Source organism: Deinococcus alpinitundrae, assembly GCF_009982895.1.
GTDB classification, from domain to species: Bacteria; Deinococcota; Deinococci; order Deinococcales; family Deinococcaceae; genus Deinococcus; species Deinococcus alpinitundrae.
This window is the reverse complement of the sequence record NZ_WXZL01000005.1, coordinates 49,932-70,900: the sequence shown is the minus strand read 5'-3', so window position 1 is coordinate 70,900 and position 20,969 is coordinate 49,932. Positions and strand designations below refer to the sequence as shown.

At 65.8% G+C, this 20,969-nt stretch carries 22 protein-coding genes and 1 tRNA gene; 10 read left to right on the top strand and 13 right to left on the bottom strand.

The window, feature by feature from the left end:
• The first annotated feature begins 54 nt into the window (after positions 1 to 54).
• A tRNA-Gln gene (locus GUI70_RS06155) sits at positions 55 to 128 on the top strand.
• A gap of 333 nt (positions 129 to 461) precedes the next feature.
• The gene (locus GUI70_RS06150; RefSeq protein ID WP_161881430.1) at positions 462 to 1,496 is read left to right on the top strand and encodes a DUF4384 domain-containing protein; all 1,035 of its coding nucleotides are present in this window, start codon (positions 462 to 464) and stop codon (positions 1,494 to 1,496) included.
• Between the two features lie 128 nt (positions 1,497 to 1,624).
• On the opposite strand, the gene GUI70_RS06145 is transcribed toward GUI70_RS06150, so the two are convergent.
• On the bottom strand, positions 1,625 to 3,376 hold the full coding sequence (locus GUI70_RS06145; protein ID WP_161881563.1) for a dynamin family protein: 1,752 nt from the start codon (positions 3,374 to 3,376) through the stop codon (positions 1,625 to 1,627).
• 72 nt (positions 3,377 to 3,448) lie between these two features.
• Here GUI70_RS06145 and GUI70_RS06140 point away from each other — a divergent pair, with 72 nt between their 5' ends.
• Positions 3,449 to 3,751, top strand: a complete 303-nt coding sequence (locus GUI70_RS06140) for a hypothetical protein (RefSeq protein WP_161881429.1) — start codon at positions 3,449 to 3,451, stop codon at positions 3,749 to 3,751.
• Positions 3,752 to 3,785: 34 nt separating this feature from the next.
• Positions 3,786 to 4,802, top strand: a complete 1,017-nt coding sequence (locus tag GUI70_RS06135) for an alpha/beta hydrolase (protein WP_161881428.1) — start codon at positions 3,786 to 3,788, stop codon at positions 4,800 to 4,802.
• 27 nt (positions 4,803 to 4,829) lie between these two features.
• Here GUI70_RS06135 and ahbA read toward each other — a convergent pair whose 3' ends face one another.
• From ahbA to GUI70_RS06115, 4 genes are all read right to left on the bottom strand, one after another.
• The gene (ahbA, locus tag GUI70_RS06130) at positions 4,830 to 5,915 is read right to left on the bottom strand and encodes a siroheme decarboxylase subunit alpha (RefSeq protein WP_161881427.1); all 1,086 of its coding nucleotides are present in this window, start codon (positions 5,913 to 5,915) and stop codon (positions 4,830 to 4,832) included.
• 78 nt (positions 5,916 to 5,993) lie between these two features.
• Positions 5,994 to 6,473 carry an Rrf2 family transcriptional regulator gene (locus tag GUI70_RS06125; protein ID WP_237724738.1) on the bottom strand — a complete coding sequence of 160 codons (480 nt, stop codon included), beginning with the start codon at positions 6,471 to 6,473 and terminating at the stop codon, positions 5,994 to 5,996.
• Between the two features lie 64 nt (positions 6,474 to 6,537).
• Positions 6,538 to 6,948, bottom strand: coding sequence for a RidA family protein (locus tag GUI70_RS06120; RefSeq protein ID WP_161881426.1), 411 nt, complete (start codon positions 6,946 to 6,948; stop codon positions 6,538 to 6,540).
• A 65-nt stretch (positions 6,949 to 7,013) separates the two neighbouring features.
• Positions 7,014 to 8,075, bottom strand: a complete 1,062-nt coding sequence (locus GUI70_RS06115; protein ID WP_161881425.1) for a PP2C family protein-serine/threonine phosphatase — start codon at positions 8,073 to 8,075, stop codon at positions 7,014 to 7,016.
• Positions 8,076 to 8,643: 568 nt separating this feature from the next.
• Between GUI70_RS06115 and alaS the strand changes: the two genes are divergently transcribed.
• Entirely contained in the window at positions 8,644 to 11,361 is a 2,718-nt protein-coding gene (gene alaS / locus GUI70_RS06110) for an alanine--tRNA ligase (RefSeq protein ID WP_161881424.1), read from the top strand.
• Between the two features lie 71 nt (positions 11,362 to 11,432).
• On the opposite strand, the gene GUI70_RS06105 is transcribed toward alaS, so the two are convergent.
• The 6 genes from GUI70_RS06105 to GUI70_RS06080 form a co-directional block, all read right to left on the bottom strand.
• Positions 11,433 to 12,866: a CbiX/SirB N-terminal domain-containing protein gene (locus tag GUI70_RS06105; protein WP_161881423.1), complete on the bottom strand. Its 1,434-nt coding sequence runs from the start codon at positions 12,864 to 12,866 to the stop codon at positions 11,433 to 11,435.
• Positions 12,867 to 12,923: 57 nt separating this feature from the next.
• Complete coding sequence (locus GUI70_RS06100; protein WP_161881422.1) at positions 12,924 to 13,766, bottom strand: HAD hydrolase family protein; 843 nt, start codon at positions 13,764 to 13,766, stop codon at positions 12,924 to 12,926.
• Between the two features lie 81 nt (positions 13,767 to 13,847).
• Complete coding sequence (locus GUI70_RS25210) at positions 13,848 to 14,105, bottom strand: hypothetical protein (protein ID WP_368733630.1); 258 nt, start codon at positions 14,103 to 14,105, stop codon at positions 13,848 to 13,850.
• A 69-nt stretch (positions 14,106 to 14,174) separates the two neighbouring features.
• Positions 14,175 to 14,612, bottom strand: a complete 438-nt coding sequence (locus tag GUI70_RS06090; RefSeq protein WP_161881420.1) for a hypothetical protein — start codon at positions 14,610 to 14,612, stop codon at positions 14,175 to 14,177.
• Between the two features lie 39 nt (positions 14,613 to 14,651).
• Positions 14,652 to 14,906, bottom strand: a complete 255-nt coding sequence (locus GUI70_RS06085) for a hypothetical protein (RefSeq protein ID WP_161881419.1) — start codon at positions 14,904 to 14,906, stop codon at positions 14,652 to 14,654.
• 199 nt (positions 14,907 to 15,105) lie between these two features.
• Positions 15,106 to 15,381: a cold-shock protein gene (locus tag GUI70_RS06080; protein WP_161881418.1), complete on the bottom strand. Its 276-nt coding sequence runs from the start codon at positions 15,379 to 15,381 to the stop codon at positions 15,106 to 15,108.
• Between the two features lie 263 nt (positions 15,382 to 15,644).
• Between GUI70_RS06080 and GUI70_RS06075 the strand changes: the two genes are divergently transcribed.
• Positions 15,645 to 16,199, top strand: a complete 555-nt coding sequence (locus GUI70_RS06075) for a macro domain-containing protein (RefSeq protein ID WP_161881417.1) — start codon at positions 15,645 to 15,647, stop codon at positions 16,197 to 16,199.
• A gap of 5 nt (positions 16,200 to 16,204) precedes the next feature.
• The gene (cutA, locus tag GUI70_RS06070; protein ID WP_161881416.1) at positions 16,205 to 16,519 is read left to right on the top strand and encodes a divalent-cation tolerance protein CutA; all 315 of its coding nucleotides are present in this window, start codon (positions 16,205 to 16,207) and stop codon (positions 16,517 to 16,519) included.
• A gap of 7 nt (positions 16,520 to 16,526) precedes the next feature.
• On the opposite strand, the gene hemW is transcribed toward cutA, so the two are convergent.
• On the bottom strand, positions 16,527 to 17,699 hold the full coding sequence (hemW, locus tag GUI70_RS06065) for a radical SAM family heme chaperone HemW (RefSeq protein ID WP_237724737.1): 1,173 nt from the start codon (positions 17,697 to 17,699) through the stop codon (positions 16,527 to 16,529).
• 73 nt (positions 17,700 to 17,772) lie between these two features.
• Complete coding sequence (locus GUI70_RS06060; RefSeq protein WP_237724736.1) at positions 17,773 to 18,324, bottom strand: hypothetical protein; 552 nt, start codon at positions 18,322 to 18,324, stop codon at positions 17,773 to 17,775.
• 110 nt (positions 18,325 to 18,434) lie between these two features.
• Here GUI70_RS06060 and GUI70_RS06055 point away from each other — a divergent pair, with 110 nt between their 5' ends.
• The 3 genes from GUI70_RS06055 to GUI70_RS06045 are packed head-to-tail and all read left to right on the top strand — an operon-like array spanning position 18,435 to position 20,902.
• Complete coding sequence (locus GUI70_RS06055; protein WP_161881415.1) at positions 18,435 to 19,184, top strand: metallophosphoesterase family protein; 750 nt, start codon at positions 18,435 to 18,437, stop codon at positions 19,182 to 19,184.
• Positions 19,185 to 19,215: 31 nt separating this feature from the next.
• Positions 19,216 to 20,196: a DNA polymerase III delta subunit-related protein gene (locus GUI70_RS06050; RefSeq protein WP_161881414.1), complete on the top strand. Its 981-nt coding sequence runs from the start codon at positions 19,216 to 19,218 to the stop codon at positions 20,194 to 20,196.
• Between the two features lie 49 nt (positions 20,197 to 20,245).
• Positions 20,246 to 20,902, top strand: a complete 657-nt coding sequence (locus GUI70_RS06045) for a phosphoribosylanthranilate isomerase (protein ID WP_161881413.1) — start codon at positions 20,246 to 20,248, stop codon at positions 20,900 to 20,902.
• Positions 20,903 to 20,969: the final 67 nt, after the last annotated feature.

The window sequence follows — 20,969 nt, the reverse complement described above, 5'->3', positions numbered from 1 at the left end:
GCTTGACCCGTTCCCGGCAGGCCGGTATACTTCCCCCCGTCCATAACCTTGCGGTGGGGCATCGTCCAATGGCAGGACATCGCTCTTTGGAAGCGACGATCATGGTTCGAATCCATGTGCCCCAGCCACCACACGCGCTGAGTTCAGTCTCGGCGCGTCTTTTTTGGTTCGCGGTCGTTTGATACGGATTCTAATTGAACCGGGATATAGAACTGGCGAACGCCGACCGAGCGGGCAATTCCCATATGGGCGGAAGAGCAAAACAGGTTGCGGAACATCGAGGATACAAATCGGCTTTCTCCTGATCTGTCTCCGAAAAAAACCGGATTCCTTAAGATGGCTTGCCTTTGCGCCGCGTTCGCCCAAGCTGACGAAAGACTGAACCTTAGTAAAGGCTTTCTCCTGCCCCACTCATGGGGCGTCACCTTTTGCAGTTTAGGCTTCTTTTCAGGAGGCACCACATGAAGAAACTGCTCGTATTGCCCGCTGCCCTGCTGCTCAGCAGCGCCATGGCGGCCCCCAAGATCAGCGCCCAGAGTATTATCGTCAACCCCGTTCAGCCGGACCTCAGCGTCTCGGTGTGGACCGATAAGAATCCCGACGGCACCCAGATTCCCAACTACAAAGTCGACGACAAGATCACCCTGAGCGTCAGGCCCAGCCAAGACGCCTACATCTACCTCTTCAACGTGGACGGCACCGGCAAGGTCGATCAGCTGCTGCCCAACCGCTTTGCCAGCGGCACCAACTTCGTCAAGGCCAACACCGTCAAGACCTTTCCGGCTCCGGGCGATCAGTTCACCTTTGACATCGCCGGTCCTGAAGGCCTCAACAAGGTGCTGGTGCTCGCCAGCAAGACCCAGCTTGACCTGGGCGACCTCAGCAAGTTCTCCAGCCAGCAAGACCAGCTCGCCACCGTCAACGCCAAGGGACAGCAGCAGCTCGCCCAGGCGCTGAGCATCGTGGTCAGCCCGATTCCGCAAAACAGCTGGGTCAGCGACACGGCGTTTTATAACGTCGTCTCCAAGCAGGTCGCTCAGACCGGCAACGTCTTCGTCGGCACCAATGTGTCCGGCGCGGTGGTGTACCTCAACGGCCAGCGCCTCGGCGACGCCAATCAGACGTACAGCGCCGTTCGCCCGGGCAGCTATCCGCTGCGGATCACCGCGCCCGGCTACCGCGATTACGCGACCACCATCACGGTGCGCGCCAACGCCACCACCAACGTCAATGTGGAATTCAGCACCGTCGTGACGCCTGCCCCTGCCCCCGCACCGGTCAGCAACACCGCGCCGGTCAGCATTCGCAGCACCGTCGCGGGCGCGCTGATCTTCGTGGACGGACGCCAGGCCGGCACCATCCAGAACGGTGGCCTCGATCTGAACCTGACACGCGGCGGGCACGAGATCGTGCTGGTCGCCCCCGGTTACAACACCTTCGTCAACACCTACAACGTGTCGCAGGGCGGCACCATCACCATCACCCCCAAGCGCTGAACCCTGACCTGATATCCAAAGTCATAAGCCCCGGCCCTGTGCAGGGGCTTTTTGCTGGCCTGGCTGAGGTTTGGCTGGGTAAGGCTGAACTCCACCTGCGCTCAGGTCATCCATCAACCCTTCGTCCGTCAACCCAGCATTTCCACCTCACGCCGGAGCTGCTCCAGCCGCTGCTGCAACTCGCCACCGCGCTGCTCGGCCTGCATCAGCCGGGCTTGCTGCTGCTCTAGAAAGCGGGTAAACGGCAGGGCTGCGTCATTCAGCCGGACGTCGGCGCGTTCCTGCTCGTGCTCGTACTCGCGGCGCAGGATGGTGTCCAAGCTCTCACGCAGGGCTGAGAGGCGGGTACGCAGCTGTCTCAGGGCAGCGAGACGTTTCTGCGGCAACACGAACAGGCCCAGGCTGCCTACTGTCAGGAAGGCCAGGATGCCGGTGAAGTCGGCGAGTGCGCCGCTCAGGATCAGGGCCGTGGCGGTGCCGATGGCCACGCCGCCCGCGCCGAAGCCGATCACGCCTTTCATGGCGTCCTCGGCGTCCTGGGTGAGCTGACGCGTGAGCTGCTGCTGTGTACTCTCGGCCAGATGGCGCTGGGCGGTACCGGAGAGGTTCTCGACCAGCGCGGCGCGATCATACGAGAACCGGGGCCGCCCTGCCCCGGCTTCCGGCTGAGGACTGGCTGAATCACGACTGACCGGATCACGGTTGATCAGACCGGCCTGCACATCCTCCCAGAAATGTAGATTGCTCTCCACGAACCGGTCGATCAACTGGCCGAACTGCTTTTCAATAGCTTCTGGCAAGTCGGCCACCGCGTCGCGGCGAAAAGCGGCCTCCAGCTCGCGTGCATTGACGAGCTGGCGAACATTGCCGATGCGCAGGGCGCGGTCGATGAACTTGTCGGCGCGCACCTCGAATTCGCCGAGCAGGCGGTTCATGCGGCCAAGCTGGCTGCCGAGTTCGGCCTGCATCGCCGCCTGATGGCGCTCGCGCTGCTGCTCCAGGAGGGCCAGCGCTGCCAGATCGGACTTGAGGGCCAGCCTGGCCCCAGCGGCGCGTGCTTCCTGGGCACCGAGCAGCGTGGCGGCGGCGGCCAGCGGCGAGGCCAGCTTGAGCCGGGTGCGCTCGGTTTCCGACAGGCGCGCTCTGAGGACGTTCCGCAGGGCGGCGAATCCCGCGTCGCCGCCGCGCTGCTCACCCCTGGCCGATACCAGAAAGAGCGGCGGTGTCAGGCCCAGGGTGGCGCGCGCTCCGCCCTCTACGAAGGCCCGCACCTGCTCTCTGGCCTCGGGCGTTTCGAGCAGATCGGCCTTATTGACCACCATAACGACGCTGCGGCCCCAGCGCTTGACCAGTTCCAAGAATTGCCGCTCGGACTCGGTGAAGGGCCGGTCGGCACTCGTCAGAAACAGCACCAGATCGGCCCGCGGCAAGAAGCTCTCGGTAAGCACCTGATGCTGGCGGATGATGGCGTTGGTGCCGGGGGTATCGACCAGCGCCACGCCCTCCAGCACGCTCAGCGGCACCCGGATGCGGCTGACGAACGGATCGTCGGTGGCTTCCATCCGGCCCTGAACACCGCCCTGCTGAACGGCACTGTGCTGAATCACGCCGTGTTGGATGACATAGATGCGGTCGGTGGTGGGCGTCACGCCCTCGGGCAACACCGCTTCGCTCAGCAGCGCATTGATAAAGCTGCTCTTGCCGGAATTAAACTCGCCCACCACTACCAGCAAGAACGCCTCGTCCAGGTTGCGCGCACTCTGGCGAACCTGCTCGATTTCGCCCTGGGGGGCGTCCTGCGTCTCCAGAAATACCTGGAGGTCAGCCAGCAGGGTGCGCTCGTGCGTCAGCAGAACCTGGACCTGTGCATTGACCAGCAGCGTCATGGGTGCAGTTTAGCGGGAGTTCGGCGGCGACTTCTTGCGGGCGGCGGGTTTGCTAGCCTGCACGCTATGAACGATTCCCCGAATCAGAAGCCGGAGCAGGACGTCCTGGGCATTCAGTTCACGCTGCAAGACATGGATGGCCTGACCTTTACCCGCGTGATCCGCGACATCATGCAGGACCAGGCGTTCGCCGTGCCGCTGCAAGTGCGGGTGATGGAACCGCGCCCCGGCGTGGACGGGCAGGTGACGCTGGCCTTTTTGCCTCCGGACCGTGAGCGGGCCAGCAAAGCGGTGCAGCGTCTCAAGACCATCTTGCTCAGATACGGCGCGCAGGTCGACCATATCCGGATGCCGGGCGAGGCGGGCTAAGCGGGAGGAGCGTCCCTACTCTAGACTTCTGGACATGGCCGTTTCCGTTTCAGGCACCCGCGTCACCTTCACCCCGCCCGACGGCGCAACCGCGCTGCTGGGCGATTTCACCGACTGGACCAAACGCGCGCCGCTGCCCGTCATCGGCGGCCAGCCCCTCACGCTGACGCTGCCGCGCGGGGCGTGGGTAGAGTACGCCTGGCTCGGCGGAGACGGCCAGCCGTTTGCCGACCCCGACAATCCGCAGAAGTCGCTCAACCCCTGGTGGACCTACCCCCGCGCCGCCGAGGTGGGCGAGTACCCGCGTCACCGGCTGTGGCAAGGTGAGGCCCCCGCGCAGCGCGGCGAGGCGCACCGGCTGGCCTGGAACGGTCAGGTCTTTCCTGGCAAGCGCCGGGGCTACGTCTACACCCCGCCGAACTACGATGCGGCCCGGACCTACCCGGTGTACTACGTGCAGGACGGCGTGGCCTTTTACCGCACCGGCAGACTGGGCGAGCTGCTCGACCGGGCACTGGCCCAGCATCTGATTGACCCAGCGGTGCTGGTGTTCGTGGAGCCGCTGGACCGCAACGCCGAGTACTACCTCAACGACCGCTACTTCGATTTCCTGCTTCAGGAGGTGCTGCCGCAGGTCGAGGCGCGCTTCCCGGTCAGCCGCGAGGCCAGTGAGCGCGGGCTGTGGGGCGCGTCGCTGGGCGGCCTGATCAGCCTCTTCACCGCCTGGCAGCACCCCAAGGTGTTCGGGCGGGTCATCAGTCACAGCGGGGCCTTCATCGCCTCGCCGCAGGGCAGGCAAGGTCAGCAGATCGACACCACCACGGCGGGCGAGTGGCTGCTCGCGCAGCTTCAGGCCCAGCCGCCCACAACCCTCAAGATCAGTCTGGACAGCGGCACCCTGGAGTGGCTGCTCTCTCCCAACCGCCGCATGGCCGCCGCGCTGCAAGACCTGGGCACGGCGCACCAGTACCGCGAGTATCCCAGCGGCCACAACTGGGTCACCTGGCAAAACGCCCTGCCCGAAGCGCTGCTGTATATGCAGGGGCGCTGAGTCAGAGCGGGTGTCAGTTTTATTGACTCAGACCTGGGCTGCCGTCCGAGGCGTCAGCTGCTGCGCTTGCTCCCACTCGTAGAACTCCGGCTTGTAGAATTCCAGACGCACTTTCTTGTACTCCTTGGTCGAATACAGGATGTCGTACTCAAAGGGAGCCACCTCCTCGTTGATGGCCTTGATCTTGCCGAACGCCTCCTCCTTGCTGCGGCCATGCACCATGGTGAAGATGGTGTAGGGCCATTCGGGATAGGTAGGACGCAGGTAGCAGTGAGAGACAGCCTTGAACTCGGCCATCTTCTGTCCGATCTCGGCCACCTGCTCCTGCGGCACGGCCCACACGCCCATGGCGTTGAAAGTAAAGCCCGCCGACTGGTGCTTGAACACCGCGCTGACCCGCCGCAATGCTCCCGCCGCCTTCATCTTCTCGGCGTGGGCAGCCACCTCGTCAATGCTCATGCCCAGCGCCGCGCAGGCCGCCGCATAGGGTTCCTCGGTGATCGGCAGGTCTTTCTGGAACTCCACCACGAAGCGCCTGTCGGTGTCGGTCACGGCGTAACCGATGTTGCGCTGGGCGCTGGTGTACTGGGGCCGGCTCTTGGCGTTCCAGGCTTCCTTACCGGTCATGTCGAATTCCACGCCGATCTTGTAGAGATGCAGCGTGGGCATCAAGCGGGTCAGTTTCGCGCCCGACAGCTCGTGGAGGCGCTGCACGTGGGCTTCCAGGTCACTCTCCGGCGGCACGGCGATGGTGTACCACAAGTTGAAGTCGTGGTTGCGCCGGTAGTTGTGACTCACACCGGGATGCTGGCTGACGATCTCGGCCCCCGCGTCGAGTTGCTCAGCGTCGTGGACGGCGGCCACCAGGCTCGATTGGTAACCCAGCGTGCGGGTATCGAAGATGGCGCTGACCTGCCTCAGCACCCCTTCGGCCTTGACCTCGCGCAAAATCCCCAGTGCTTCGGCCTCGCTCAGGCCCACTTCCTGGGCCAGCACAGCGTAGGGGCGCTGCACGATGGGAATATCCTTCTGGATACGGTTGAGCAGCAGGTCACGCGCCGAGGGCGCAGCGGGCTGGGCACCCTGCGCCGGGGTCAGATTGGTGGCGGTCATCTGCTCAGGCTAACACCACTCCGGGCAGTAAAACGTCCTGTCAGACTCCATTTTTGCCGTTTTTCCCTGACTGACCGTTCAGACAGGCAACCGGCCCACCATACCCGCAGCGTCTGAACCCTCAGCGTCGGCGCGGGCGCTCAGCTCTTCGGCAAGATCAGCCAGGCTGGTGCGCGACAACCGGGTTTCCAGGGCAGCTTGCGCCTCGCTGCACACCGCGCCGAGCACGTCCTGGATGTGCCGCCCCACCACGCATGCCTGGCTGGGGTGCTCGTGCAGGGCAATCAAACGCTCGGGAGGCTGCACGGCGCGGTAGATCTCCAGCAAACTGATCTCGCTCGCCGAGCGCGCCAGACTCAGGCCGGTGACGCCCTGGCGCGAGCAGACCAGTCCGGCGCGGCGCAACATACTGCTGATGCCGCGCACGATCACCGGATTGACCCCGACGCTGCACGCCAGCTTCTCCGAACTCTGTGCGCTCTCCCCTATCTGGCTCTCGTGAACGCTCAGCAACGCCAGCACGTGTGAGGCCACCGCGAAACGGCTCGACACCGTCATGAACCGCTTCCTGACATGTCAGCATGCTACTTACAGGCAGCCCTGCAAGTCAAGGCGCAGCGTTTCATTTGAGCTGGGCCATCACCTCGATCTCCACCAGCACGTCGCGCGGCAGCCGGGCCACCTGCACCGTCGAGCGGGCCGGGTAGGGTTGCACAAAATATTCGGCGTAGACGGTGTTCATCTCGGCAAAATTGTTCATATCGCTCAGAAAGACGGTGGTCTTGACGACGTCCGCGAAGTCGCTGCCCGCCGCCGTCAGCAGCGCCGAGAGGTTGTCGAGGACTTGGCGGGTCTGCTCGACGATACCGCCCGCGACCAGGTCGCCGCCCGGCGTCAGCGGAATCTGGCCGCTGGTGATCAGCAGATCGCTAAATCGCACGGCCTGGCTGTAGGGGCCGATGGCGGCGGGCGCGTCGGCGGTAGAAATCACGGTCTTGTGGAGGGCCTGGCGCTGATCGGGCTGGTCGCTCATTCGCCGAGTCTAGCAGCCGCCCGCTACCGGGGCCGTCAGTTCCGGTGCGCCCAGGCCCAGTACGCTCAATTCAGGTTCTGGCGGTCCGGCGGCTCGGAGGAACGCGCCGACCCGCCCAGCGGCAGAGCATCCGGCAGTGCCCGGCGCAGCTTGAGGCGGTTGCAGCGGGTCACCCAGCCGAGCAGCCCCACCAGCAGCACCGCCGTCACCAGCAAGATCAGCGTGCGCTCTTCTTGAAAGAGCAGAGCGCCCATCAGGGCGAAGTACACCAGGGCCAGGGCCAGATAAACCGCCGGACTGCTGCCGCGGCGCAGGCCCAGCAGCACGTCCACATACACCGGGCCGTCGTTCTGACGCGGCGGCAGGCTGTAGCTCGGCATTGGCTGCTGCGCGCCCACATCGATGATCACGGCGGTCACGTTGTCGGGGCCACCCAGGGCGTTGGCGGCGTCGATCAGGCGCTGGGCGGTCAGTTCCGGCGGCAGCCGCCAGCCGAGCATCACCCGCAAATCCTGCTCCTCGACCACGCCGCTCAGGCCGTCGCTGCACAGCAGCAGCCGGTCGCCGCGCCTGAGGGGAAAACCGTAGAGTTCGAGCCGCACCCGCTCCTCGCCGCCCAGGGCGTTGCTGACCACACTGCGCCACTGGTGGTCACGGGCCTCGGCCTCGGTCAGGTTGCCCAGCCGCACCTGCTCGGCCACCCAGGAGTGGTCCTCGGTCAGCCGGGTGAGTTCGCCGCCGCGCAGCAGGTAGGCCCGCGAGTCTCCGACGTGCGCCAGAATCGCCGCGCCCCGGTCGATCGCCAGCGCCACCAGGGTCGTGCCCATGCCCACGTATTCGCCCACCGCGTGGCGCATGACTTCCATGTTGGCCGCCTGCACCGCCTCGGCCAATCTTTCGGGCGGCCGCCTGCGATTTTTACCTTGCAAAAAGGTGTTGCCCAGCGCGTCGAGCGCCAGATTGGCCGCCAGTTCGCCCGCCGCATGCCCGCCCATGCCGTCGGCCACCGCGTACAGGCCGCCCTGGGCCGATTCCACCGCCAGCCCCGCGTCCTCATTGATACTCCGCTGACGCCCGGTATCGGTCAGCAGGCCCGAGAGAAGCGGCGAGGTGGCGCTGCGGCGCATGGATGCAGTATAAATCGGCGGCGAGTGCGAAGTGGCCATCCCTTTCCTCCTTCTGGTCCAGGCGTTCTCGAAGTGGGGCGGAGCTCGGGCGCTGAAAGCGGGGCGAATCGGCAGTCTGACAGAGAGCGGGGCCGCTTGGCCGTAAAATACCCACATGGTCAGATGAACGATAAATGAAACAGAGTTAAAGTCTACGCCCCGCGGCACAAACCGGAGAAGCGCGAAGACCGAAGCAAACCGTGGAAACCCGCTGGGTGATAAAAAAACTGTTTGTCAGGATTTTGACAGAGCCATTGATTATTCTAAAAGTTTAAGACCAGGGGCATTTGAGAGCTGAATCACGACCTGAGAAGAAGATATTAGGGGGGATGGGGGCATCGGAAACGGCCTGCACAGTCTCATCTCCTTCATCTTGAAGCGGCTTAGATGGATAATAAGACGTTAAACCTTTCAGGTTCCTTATTTTCGCTTCAGGTGGAGCAGGGGGTGGTCACCTGCTGCGCGGCGCGACCGTGCCCGACGTGAAGGGCGCCTGACGTGATTAGAAGCCGCCGCTATACTGGAACTTATGACTGCCCAGACCCCCGGCCAGACCGCTAGCACGCCGCTCTCGACGGGCCAGATCCGCGAGAAGTTCCTACACTTTTTTGAATCCAAAGGGCACCTGCGATTGCCCTCACACTCCAGCATCGCCCCCGACCCGACCACCCTCTTCACAGTGGCGGGGATGCAGCCGTTCAAGCCGCAGTTCATGGGCTCAGCCGCCCGCTTCGAGCAGGGCGAGAGCAGGCGTGTGACCACCGCCCAGAAATGCATCCGGGTGGGCGACATCGAGAACGTGGGCCGCACCCGCCGCCACCTGAGCCTTTTCGAGATGATGGGCAACTTCAGTTTCGGCGATTACTTCAAGCGCGAGGCGATTGCCTGGGCCTGGGAATTTCTGACGGGGCCGCAGTGGATGAACATGAACGCCGCGCAGATGTACGTGACCATCTACGAGGACGACGACGAGGCCTTCGGGTACTGGACCCAGGACATCGGCCTGGACCCCAGCCACATTCACCGCTTCGGCGCGGACGAGAACTTCTGGCCCGCCGACGCGCCCCTCAAGGGACCCAACGGGCCGTGCGGGCCGTGCAGCGAGATCTACTACGACCGGGGGCCGGAGTACGGCGACGACAGCTGGGCCGACTACGAGCAGACCCGCGAGAGTGCGCGCTTTCTGGAGGTCTGGAATCTGGTGTTTCCGCAATATGACCGCCAGGAACCGCAGCCGGACGGCACGCCGACCCTCAATGATCTGCCGTTCAAGAACATCGACACCGGCATGGGGCTGGAGCGCGTCGCCAGCGTGGTGCAGAACGTGCCGGACTTTTACAGCAACGACGTGTTCCTGCCGCTGATCGAGAAGATCGCCGAGCTGTCGGGCCAGCCTTACGAGGGCGAGCAAAGCGTCTCGCACCGGGTGGTGGCCGAGCACCTCCGCGCCGTGAGCATGACGGTGGCCGACGGCGTGACGCTGAGCAACACCGGGCGCGGCTATGTCATTCGCAAGATCTTGCGCCGCGCTTCCCGCCACGCCTACCTGCTGGGCCTGCGCGAACCGGCCCTCTACAAGCTGGTGCCGCTGGTGGTGGCAAGCATGGGCGAGGCGTACCCGGAGCTGAGAGAGAACCAGGGCCGCATCGAGAAGGCCATTCAGGGCGAGGAGGAACGGTTCTTGAAAACGCTGGAAAGTGGCATTCAGCGGCTCGACACCTTGCTGAACAAGCAGGAAAAGGGCAGCGTGCTGAGCGGTCAGGACACCTTCACCTTGTACGGCACTTACGGCTTTCCCCTCGACCTGACCCGCGAGATTGCTGAGGAGTACGGCGTCAGCATCGACGAGGCGGGCTTCGACAAAGCGCTGGCTGAGGATCAGGAACTGGCGCGGGCAGGCAGCAAGTACGGTAAGTCCGAGCTGTTCGGCGGCGCGGGCGAGGCGCTCTCGGACGTGTCCCCTACCGAGTTTGTCGGCTACAGCCAGCTCGAGGCGTCGGGTCTGGTGCAGGCCATCCTCAGCGGCGGCGAGAGCCTGCGGCACCTCCCGGCGGGCAGCGAGGCGCAGGTGGTGCTTCACCGCACCCCGCTGTACGCCGAGGGCGGCGGCGAGGTGGGCGATACCGGGCGACTGGAATGGGAAAGCGGGGAAGCTCAGATTCTGGACACCCATAAGACGGCGCAGGGCGTGTTCCTGCACCGGGTTCAGGTGACTGAGGGCGAGTTGACGGTGGGCCAGAAGGTGCAGGCGCAGGTCAACCCCGAGCGTCAGGCCACTGAGCGCCACCACACGGCCACCCACCTCTTGCACGCCGCGCTGCGGGCGGTGCTGGGCAGCGGCGTGGCCCAGAAAGGTTCGCTGGTGGCCCCCGAGCGCCTGCGCTTCGACTTCTCGCACGGTGCGGCCCTGAGTGCCGACGAACTCTCACAGGTCGAACAGCTGGTCAACCGCTGGATCACCGCCAACTTTCCCGTGACCTGGCGCGAGTTGCCGATTGCCCAGGCGCGGGCAGCGGGCGCGATGGCCCTCTTCGGTGAGAAATACGGTGACGTGGTTCGGATGGTCAGCGTGGAGGGCGGCGTGCCCTATGGCGATGCCGTCATCACCAGCCTGGAACTCTGCGGCGGCGCACACGTCGAGCGCACCGGCGACATCGGCGCGTTCGTGATCGTCGGCGACGAGAACGTGGCAGCGGGCGTGCGGCGCGTCGAGGCGCTGACCGGCGACTTGGCCGTGCGCTGGGCACGTGAACGCCTCACGGCGGCGGGCCGGGCGGCCAGCACCCTCAACACCAGCCTGGAGCAGTTGCCCGACCGGGTGGCGCAGCTTCAGGCACAGCTCAAGGCGGCCCAGCAGGAAACGGTGCAGGTGCGCCGCCAGCTGACCCAGGCCCAGCTCAATCAACCCCAGTCGGGCGAAGCCAGCGGCAGCGGCCCCCAGACCCGCGAACTCGGCGGCTTCAAGGTGGCCACCGCCCGTCTGAGCGGCATCGAGGCGGGCGAGTTGCGCGGCGCGGCCGACAATCTGCTGGCCAAAAGCGGAGCCGACCTGGCCGTCGTGGCTGGGGATAAGGGCCTGGTCGTCAAGGCCAGCAAGGACGCGGTGGCACGCGGCGCACACGCGGGCCAGCTGATCGGCAAACTGGCGGCGGCGGGCGGCGGCAAGGGCGGCGGGCGACCCGACATGGCCCAGGCAGGCGTGCAGGACCCGGAAGCGGCCCTGGGCGCGCTGGAAGGAGCGTTCTAGACAGCTCTATGAATGACGAAGGGGCTGAGGAAAGCAATCTCCTCAGCCCCTTCGTCATTCATACCCTTGCTTCAACCGTGCACCGCCGCGCCCTGCCCCCGCTTGCCGCTGACTTCCTCGCGCACCTCGGCGACCAGCAGGGTGCAGGCTTCGGCACAGGGAATGCCGCCCGGCACGCCGCTGAAAAAGGTCTGGTGCAGCACTTCTCCGGCCCACAGCCGGGTCTTGAGGCAGCCGCCACACACGTCGTTGGCGACGGCCTCGACCTGCTGCGGGGTGGCTTTTTGCACCTTGGCGTAGATGCCGGTCTGCCGCCGGGCGGTGGCGGCCCAGGGGGTGCAGCGCAGGGCATGGTGGTGGTGGGCGTAGGTCTCCTCGACCACCGCCGGGTAGAGCAGGTGCAGGGCACGCGCCAAGTCGCGCTCGCACAGGACCGCCCGCCAGCCGCGCGCCAAATTGCGCAGGGTGTGCACGGGGCGGTACTCGCCGCGCTCGTCGAGCCGCACCTGTTCGCCCACCCCCTCGGGTGTCACCACCGTTCTCAGGCCCTCGTTGGCCTTGCCCTCGTCGAGCGCGTGGCGCAATTCGAACATGCCCTCCACCGGGCGCACGATCACCTCACCGAGTCGCAGGGTGTCGCTGGCCAGTTGGATCAAAGCGCTCCAAGCGTCGTGGTGGCCGCGCTCAATGTCGCCCTGGGCGCTGGCTCCGTGGGCGTCCTCTGCCAGCTGCATGATCACTTCCGCGATGGCCGGGTGGGTGCCCACCGGCTTGCTGTAATACACCGTCTGGGCGTAGTCCGGCTGGCTGCCCGGCTCGGCCTCCGGGTCGGCTGCGAACACGGTGACCTCGCCGGTCAGACCGATGTCCTCGGGAATGGTTTCCAGGGTGTGCCAGCCCTCGGAAGCGAAGAACGGCACCAGCACCACGTTTGTGGCCTTCACCTGCTCCCGCCAGGTCGTCACCTTGGGGTCCTGATCCAGAAAGAAGGTGTGGACCTCGGCAAATTCACCGCCCTCGCGCAGCCGCTCGGCGTTCTGGTGGACAATCCTGCTGCTGTTCTCGTTGCGGGTGGTGCCGTGCCCCAGCACGATCAGGGCGGTGTCTTCGGCGTTCATTTCCGGGTAGGCTTCGCGGGCACGGGCCAGGATGACCTCACTCATGCGCGGATGTACACCGTAGGGCAGGGTGTAGCGCACAGTGCGCCCGCCGATCACGCGGGCCACGCCCTGGGGCGGCACCGGCCCTTGGTGGCCCAGCCCCAGCTCGCGCGGAATGACCGTCTCGGTGAAGTAGCCCTCGCTGATGAACATCGGAATGACGGTGACATCGGTGTAGCTCACCGTTCTGAGAACCTGACGCAGCGACGGCTCCTCCTTCCAGTAGCCCTCCACCACCTCGTCGAAGAGGCCGCGCTGGCGCAGCAGGTCAGCGTAGGCGTAGACCGCCGCCGCCGATTCGGGGTTGAGATGGGAGCCGTGACCGATGAGCACCAGAGAACGCATAGCCCCGAATCTAGCGCCCAGCCGGGGCGCAGCTTGTGAGATCGGCGGGTGTTTGGGTTATTTGTCCTGCCCGCTGGCCGTCTGTTGCCGAGCGCCGCGCACTGCACCGTCCGCTTCCAATTCATCGGCCAGGGCGTGTAGGTACGCGCCCAGCAGCTCGGGGCGCTCGACCTGCTCGTGGGCATAGGGAGCCAGCAGCGGCAGGTGGCCCACCTGCACCGCCCGGCCCGCGACGGCGAGCATCGCCTCGTCGTTGTCGCTGTCGCCGAAGGCTGTGACCTGCGCCATCGGCACGCCGAGTTGCTCAGCAATCACGCTCAGGGCCGCGCCCTTGTCGGCCCCCGCAGGTGTCACCGTCAGAAACTCCGGGTAGGGCAGCCGAGCGCCGGTAAACACCAGATGCCCGAAGCCGCCGCTGCGCAACTCGTCGCGCCAGCTGGCCACCTCGGGGTGGTAAAAACCCACCTTGATGATCTCACCCGCCGGGGCTTCGCTCAGCGGAAAGTGCTCGCGGCGGGCCAGCCACTCGGGTGCGGTCACGCCGGGCGGCACATCCACGTAAATGGCGTGTGGGGTAAAGGCGATCACGCGGGCATTACCGAGTCGGTGGCCGAGCACGGCGGCGAGTTCGGCCTCGCTGAAACGCAGTGAGGTATGAACCTGACCGTTGATCTCGATGTGGCCGCCGTTGCTGGTCGCCACCGCTGTGGGCTGCGCGGCGGCCAGCACGCCGGGAGGCGGCTGATCGCGCCCGGTCACGACGGCGGCCTGCACGTCTAGGCGGCGCAGACGGGCCAGAGCGCTGATGGTCGCCTCGGGAACGCTAAGGCTGGCTTCCAGAATGAGAGTGCCGTCAAGGTCGAAAGCTAGAAGTCGGGGGCGGTGTGGGTGCAGGGACATGCTTTAACTTAACTGACATCTTGCAGTTTAAGTTGAGAACGCAAGCAGTGCGTACTGGAAGGCGTCAAGAGCGTCGAGTTCTCATTGGAGCGCTCGACGACGCACTTCGGGAACGAACGAGAACCGTACGGTTCTCGCCAAGTCGCCCCAGTTTGGCCACGATCCGGGCACACTCACGGGCATCGCAAGGTTCTGAAGATGGCAGCGCAGAAAAGCCATCCCTGACAAGCACCACCAGCGCATTACACCCTGTTTGCTGTGCTGCGCGAAGCGTTCAAGCCCGAAGCGCCCCTTCACTGTTTTGAAAAAGGCTTCGATTCGCCAACGACGTTTCCTCATCCTTGCCAGGGACTTGCCACCCCGGTCGAGGTTCGACATCACGACACGTTGCTCCGGTTCCTTGTTGCGCTACAGCCAGACCCAGGAGACGCGCATCGCCTGGTCAAGCCCTGTGGGCTTGACCAGGCTCCCGCGCACCATCAGATCGCAGAGCTGGCGGCCATCCTCCAGCTTGCGGGTGCAACGTACGCCCACGACGATGTCCAACCCCCGAGTCAGCACACCTTGGATCAATTCGGCGCGCTCAACGCCCCCGTCAGCGTACAGACGGGGACGCCGTTTTCCAGCCAGCAGGGTGGCGGGCACAGTCCGGAGCAACTTCAACGCGAGTTGCGCGGGGGAAGGCGACCCTTTGCCCCGCCACACTTGAAAAGCCCAGGGAAGACGCAGCGCTCCACAGCACAGGTAAAGCACCACCAGGTGAACGCCATAGACGCTGTTGAAAGTGTGGACCCAGTCGGCAAGTTCAGCGAACTTGCCCGTCTTTTCCAGGCTGGTGAGGTCCACCAGCAGTTCCAGTCGAGGGCGCTGATAGGGTTGTTGTCCTCACAGGCCTTGTATCGTCTGAAGGGCGTACTGACGCATCACCCGGCAGAATTGCCGGGTGATCCAGGCCACATGGTTGAGCAAACGACTGATGGACGAGGGCGATTTGACCGTCGCCCGTTCCGGCAGGGGTCTGCCGGAACCATCCAGCAGCAGGTCGAGGAAGACCTCGAACGATTCGCGGTGTCGCTTGCGGGTAAAGCAAGGCAGGATGTCAGAATAAAGTCGTCTGGAACGCTGTTCTTTTGGGATCACACCCCACTATGGGACCAAAAGCGCGTTCCAGACGTCCCTTTTCAAAACTGCAAGATGTCAGTTAACCCAGCCGCGCCGTGACTGAGGATCCCAGAGGAATCACCGGAGGCAAGAACAAACAGCGACGGCACGAAAAAACGGCAGAGACCCGAAAGTCTCTTACCGCTTCTGTTAATGAAGATGATTTAGGTTGAAACGCTTACCAGCGGTTGTTGCCGCCACCGCTACGCGCGAAGCTGCTGCCACCACGGTCACTCTCGGGGGCAGCCTTCGTCACAGCGATGTTGGCAGCCTGGGGGCCACGACCATTCTTACCGGGTTCGATGTCAAACTCGACTTCGTCGCCTTCGTTGAGCTTGCGAAAGCCCGTCGCCTTGATGGCGCTGTAGTGCGCGAACACGTCAGGCTGACCTTCGCACTCGATGAAACCGAAACCTTTTTCCGCGTTAAACCACTTTACTCGTCCTGCAGCCATACTTCTCCTTGAGTCATTCCAGGTAAAACCGCGCGCTTGTTCGTTGACCAGAGTGCGCGACCTCGACCTTCTGGCGAACCTGGAACGTCCATAGTGTCCCTTTTTAGCCGCCTCAGCATTGCAGACTGGCTTACAAAGTAGACCTCTTGGCGTCGTCGAAACCAAAAAAAACACCCGCTATTGGGCGTTGATCTTCTCAAGTATAAAGGCAGATTCAGTCGAAGTCAAATTTATCCAGCCGCTGGCCTCCTTATCTTTTGAAGATGCCACTTGAACTGGTACAGGGCGATATCGCTGCCGAGACGACTTGCGCGCTGGTCACGGCGGCCAATGCGCAACTCGCGGGCGGCGGCGGCGTGGACGGCGTGATTCACCGGGCGGCGGGGCCGCGCCTGCTGGCGGCCATCCGTGCCATCGGCGGCACGCCCACCGGCAGCGCGGTGATCACACCCGCCTTCGACTTGTCACGTCAGGGTGTAAAGCACGTCATTCACGCGGTGGGGCCGATCTGGCGCGGCGGCAGGCAGCAAGAGGCGACACTCCTGGCCGGGGCCTACCGCCGCACCCTAGAGCTGGCAATCGGGGCGGGCTGCGGCAGCGTGTCGTTTCCAGCCATCAGCACCGGCGTCTACGGCTATCCGTTGGAAGCCGCGCTGGACATTGCCATCGGCACCATTCAGACCTATCTGGAGACGCACGCCGGGCTACACGTGCGGCTGGTGCTGTATGACCGGGGCACCCTGAATACGGCGCAGCGGGTGCTAGACCGGCAGCGCAAGCCCCCGCCCGCCGCCGCGCCGCCCGATGCTCTAGAGTAACCGGCATGTCTTTAGTTGTGATGGTCACGGTGCCGCCCGCTGGAGCCGCCGAGCTGGCGCGCGCCCTGGTCGAGCACCGCTTGGCAGGCTGCGTGAATGTGCTGCCCGGCGTGCAGACGGTCTACCGCTGGGGCGGCGAGGTGGCCGAGGAGCCCGAAACCCTGCTGCTGATCAAGACCAACGGCGAGCGCTACCCGGAGCTGGAGCGATTTATCAAGGAGCACCACCCCTACGAGGTGCCGGAAATCGTGGCGCTGCCGGTGGACCGCGCCTCGCCGGAGTTTCTGAGGTGGCTCAACGGCAGCCTCAGCTTGTCCTGAACCCGGCCTAGCCGTTGACGAAATCGCCCAGCACCTTGTTAAGCAACCACCAGCCCTGCTCAGTGGCCCGCAGCTGCTCGCCCTCGCGGATCAGCAGGTGTGCGGCCAGATTGCGCCGCAACGGTTCGGCGTAGCGCCCGACCACGTCCAGCCCACTGGCCCGTGACAGTTCGGCCAGATCAACCCCAGCGCGGGTCCGCAGGCCCATGAACAGGGCGTCGGTGACGTGTTCCTCGGCGTCAATGCCCTCGGTTTCTCCAGCTGGACCGGCAGAAAAATTGTGGGCCAGCCAGTCGTGCAGCTGCGGATTGGTGCGCCGCTCAGCCCTCAGCTGCGGATCGGCACTGGGATAGTGGCCTGCCGCGCCCGGCCCCAGACCGAGGTAAAAGCGGTTTTGCCAGTAGGCGCTGTTGTGTCGCGAGTGTTCGCCGGGGCGGGCGTAGTTACTGATCTCGTAGCGCCCGAAGCCCGCCTCAGTGAGCAGCTCGGCAGTGCGCTCGAAGCCGGCCCGCTCGTCGTCCTCGGCCACCGTGACGCCCCGGCGGGCGAACGGCGTGCCCGGCTCGATGGTCAGGGTGTAGGCGCTGATGTGACCGACCCCCAGTTCAATGAGTCCGGCGATGTCGTCGTCCAGCGGCTGCCCCGCCACCGCCGTGATCAGGTCGCCGCTGACCCGGAACCCTGCCGCACTGAGCTGCCCGACTGCCTGCCGGGCCTGCTCGGCGTCGTGCTGGCGGCCCAGGAACTTGAGGGTCGGGTCGTGGAGGCTCTGCACGCCCACGGAGGCCCGGTCAAAGCCCAGCGATCTCCAGTGTTGCGCCCGCGCCGCGCTGACGGTGCCGGGATTGACTTCCAGGGTGTTTTCCAGACGGCCCCAGCCGAGGTGCTGCCGAACGATCTGGGTCAGGCGGGCCAGTTCGTCGTCTCTCAGGAAGCTGGGGGTGCCGCCGCCGAGGTAGACGGTGTCGAGCTCGGTGGCGTAGCTGGCCGAGAGCAACGCCGCCTCGCGCTCCAACTGCTCCAGATACGCTTCGACCTGCCCGCTGCGCCGCGTCAGGACGTGAAAGTCGCAGTAGGGGCAGATGCTAGGGCAAAATGGCACATGCACGTAGAGGTGCCGAACCGGCACGGCCTCAGTCGGCAAAAATGGTGATAGATCAAACGGGGCGGGCACACTCACGTGGGCAGTCTAGGCGCAGCCGGGCGACGCAACCGTGAGGGCTGCCGAGCCATCCAATACGCCCAGCAGCTTTTCAGGGGAGCAGCGCCAGGCCCTGAGGCACCTGCCCGGCCAGACCGAGGAGCGCCTCGCCCAGTCGCGGCGGTTCGCAGACCACCACCGGCACGCCCTGGGCAGCGCAGATGCTGGCGGCGGCACTCTCGCCCTGCCGGATCACGCCGCCGAGCGGGGTGGCCGCGCGCCAGGCTGGAAGAGAGCCGCCCTCGCGGTAGCGCAGGCCGCTTAGAGCGGTGACGGTGCGCTCGGGCCACTGTGGAGCGGGGCCGCCTGCCAGCGCCTCGCCCACCACCACCACCCCACCGAAGCGCTGCCCGCGCAGCGTCTGTTCCAGCGGCAACAGGGTGTCGTGAACCAGCAGTTCGAGCCAGCCCTTGAGCCGCTGGCCCTCGCCCGCTCGCCAGAGTGTCAGGGCCTCGGCGGCGGCCCAGGCTGTGTCAGGCGCCGCCGTGACGAGCCAGGTATGCACTCCGGTGCGGGCAGCGTAGCGGGCGTGCAGCGCGCCGTAGACGTCGGTCCAGAGCTGCGGTGAGGAGGGCAAACAGAGGGGAGAAACGTCGCTCGGCACGCGCCCAGCATAGCGGTCGGGCCGGGCCGGGGACGCGTCCGGTCATCGGAACGGGCAGGCCGTATCGGCGGCGGGTCGCCTGCGACCAGACTTGCCGCTATCATGCCTGCGTGCGGCTGCTGCTGCTTTCCGATATTCACGCCAATTTCACCGCGCTTGAAGCTGTCCTGGCGGACGCCCAGGCGCGCAACTACAGTCAGGTCGTGCACCTGGGCGACGCGCTGGGCTACGGCCCGCACCCGCGCGAGGTGCTTCAGGCCCTGCGCAACCTCGACGCGACCTGCTTAATGGGAAACCACGACCAGATGCTGCTCGACCGCGCCGACGGCCTGAATATGCGCGTGAGCATCGTCTCGCAGGCGCTGGCCTGGCAACTGGAGAAGTTGTCGGACCGCGATCTGGCCTGGGTGCGCAGCTGGCGCGACGGCATCGACGACCAGAGCATCGGCGCGCGTTACCGTCACGGCACGCCGCTGAGCCTGGACGACTACACCGACTCGGTGACGGCGGCCCGCGAGGCGTTTGCCGGGTGGCACGGACGTCTGGCTTTCGTGGGCCACACCCACCACCCGGCGGTCTACGCCACCTTGAATGCCCCGGTGGGCGAGTGGGTCAAGCACCAGGCCTTCGTGCAGGGCGGCAGCTACATGGTGCCGCCGGGCGCGCGGGTCATTCTGAACCCCGGCTCGGTGGGCCAGCCGCGCGACGGCAATCCGCAGGCCAGTTACGCCGTCTATGACAGCACCCGCGCGCATTTTCAGGTGTACCGGGTCAACTACGACATGGCTCAGGTGCAGCGCGACGTGAATCTGGCCGGGCTGCCGGAAGTGCTGGGCGCTCGGCTGCTGCTGGGCAAATGAGGCACGCCGTGAGCATGCCGGGGCCCTCCACATGACCCTGATACGGCCCCAGCTGCCGCACCTGCCGGAGAGCCACGCCGCCCTCTTGGTTCAGCTCGCGCTGCCGCAGAGCAACGCCTGGCTGCTGACCGGCCCGGCACGGGTGGGCAAGCGGGCGCTGGCGACGGTGCTGGCCGCGCGGCACAACTGCGCGCGCTCCGGTGGCACGCTGCCCTGCGGCGAGTGCACGTCGTGCCGGGCGGCGGCGCTGGGGGTCCACCCCGATGTGCTGCTGCTCTCACCGCGCACCGTCACCAGCACCGGCAAGGCGGCGCGGCGCAAAATTATCCCTATCGGCGCGGTGCTCTCGGCCCGCGACCAGGGCAAGGACTATGAGCAGCACGTCTACGAGTTTCTGGAGGTGCGGCCCACCTACCGGCGGCGCGTGGTGATCATCGACGGCACCGAGTACCTCAACACCGAGGCTGCCAATGCCCTGCTCAAGCTCATCGAGGAGCCGCCGCACCGCGCCCTGTTCGTGCTGCTGGCCGAGGACCTGCGCTCGGTGATCCCCACCCTGGTCAGCCGCTCCAGCCGCCTGGGGGTGCCGCCAGTACCGGACGCCGAACTGGCCCGGCTGCTGGCCGCTGAGCCTCCGTCAGGGAACCGGGCCGCAGATCAAGCGTCCGACACCGAGCTGCTGGCCTTTGCCGCCGGGCGCGCCGGGCTGCTGAGCGACCTCGACACCGTCCGCGCCGCCCTGGACGACGCCCGCCAGCTCACCGAGGCGCTGCGAGAGGGACTGTGGCCCGCGCTGGAGGCCGCCGCCACCCTGGAAAAGAATTTTGCGCCCGCGCTACATCCTGAGGCCCTGCGCTTCGTATGGCGCAGCCAGCCGGGCGCGGTCCGGGCCGCCGCCGACACGGCCCTCGAAGCGTTGCAGGAAGCGCTGGAAGCCTACGCCAACCCGGGGCTGAGTTTTCAGGTGTTCGCCCTGGCGCTGCGGAGCGCTTTCGGAGAAGCGGAGGGATGACGGGCAGACAGGCCCACGTGGCCCGCTTCGGCGTGCTACCCTCTGGCCCATGCCTTCAGGCCGCACCCACATCAAAATCTGCGGCACCACCACCCTAGGCGACGCGCTGGACGCTGCCGAGGCGGGCGCGGACGCCATCGGCCTGATCTTCGCGCCCATCAGCAAGCGGCTTGTCGCGCCGGACGTGGCCCGCAGTATCTCGCTGGCCGTGGGGCCGGGGGTGGGCCGGGTCGGGGTCTTTCTGGGGCAGACTGTGGCCGAGATTCTGCATCTGGCAGACGCAGCCCGCGTCTCGGCGGTGCAGGTTCATGGCGGGTTCTCGGGCGCCGAACTCGCCGAACTGGCCGGGTGGTATCCGGTGGTGCGGGTGGTTTCACCGCAGACCCTGCCCCAGGACCCTGAAGCGTTGCTACCGCCCCACCTCACGCTGATGCTCGACGCACCGCAGCCGGGCAGCGGGCAGCCGCTCGACTGGGCCGGGCTCGCGCCGCACTTCCCGGCGGGGAGCTGGCTGGCCGGTGGTCTGGGGCCGCACAACGTGGCCGAGGCGATGGGTGCCCTGCATCCCGCCGGGGTGGACGCGGTGAGCGCCCTGGAACACGCGCCCGGCCTCAAGGACCCGGCGCGGGTACGGGCCTTCGTGGCTGCTGTGCGCCGGGCCGATGCCGGTCCAGATGAGCAAAAACACGGCGCGGCGGGCTGTTAAACAAAAGTTATCCACAGTTTGGCGTTTCACTGTGGATAACTTTGGAAGGTTCCAGAACACCCGAAAA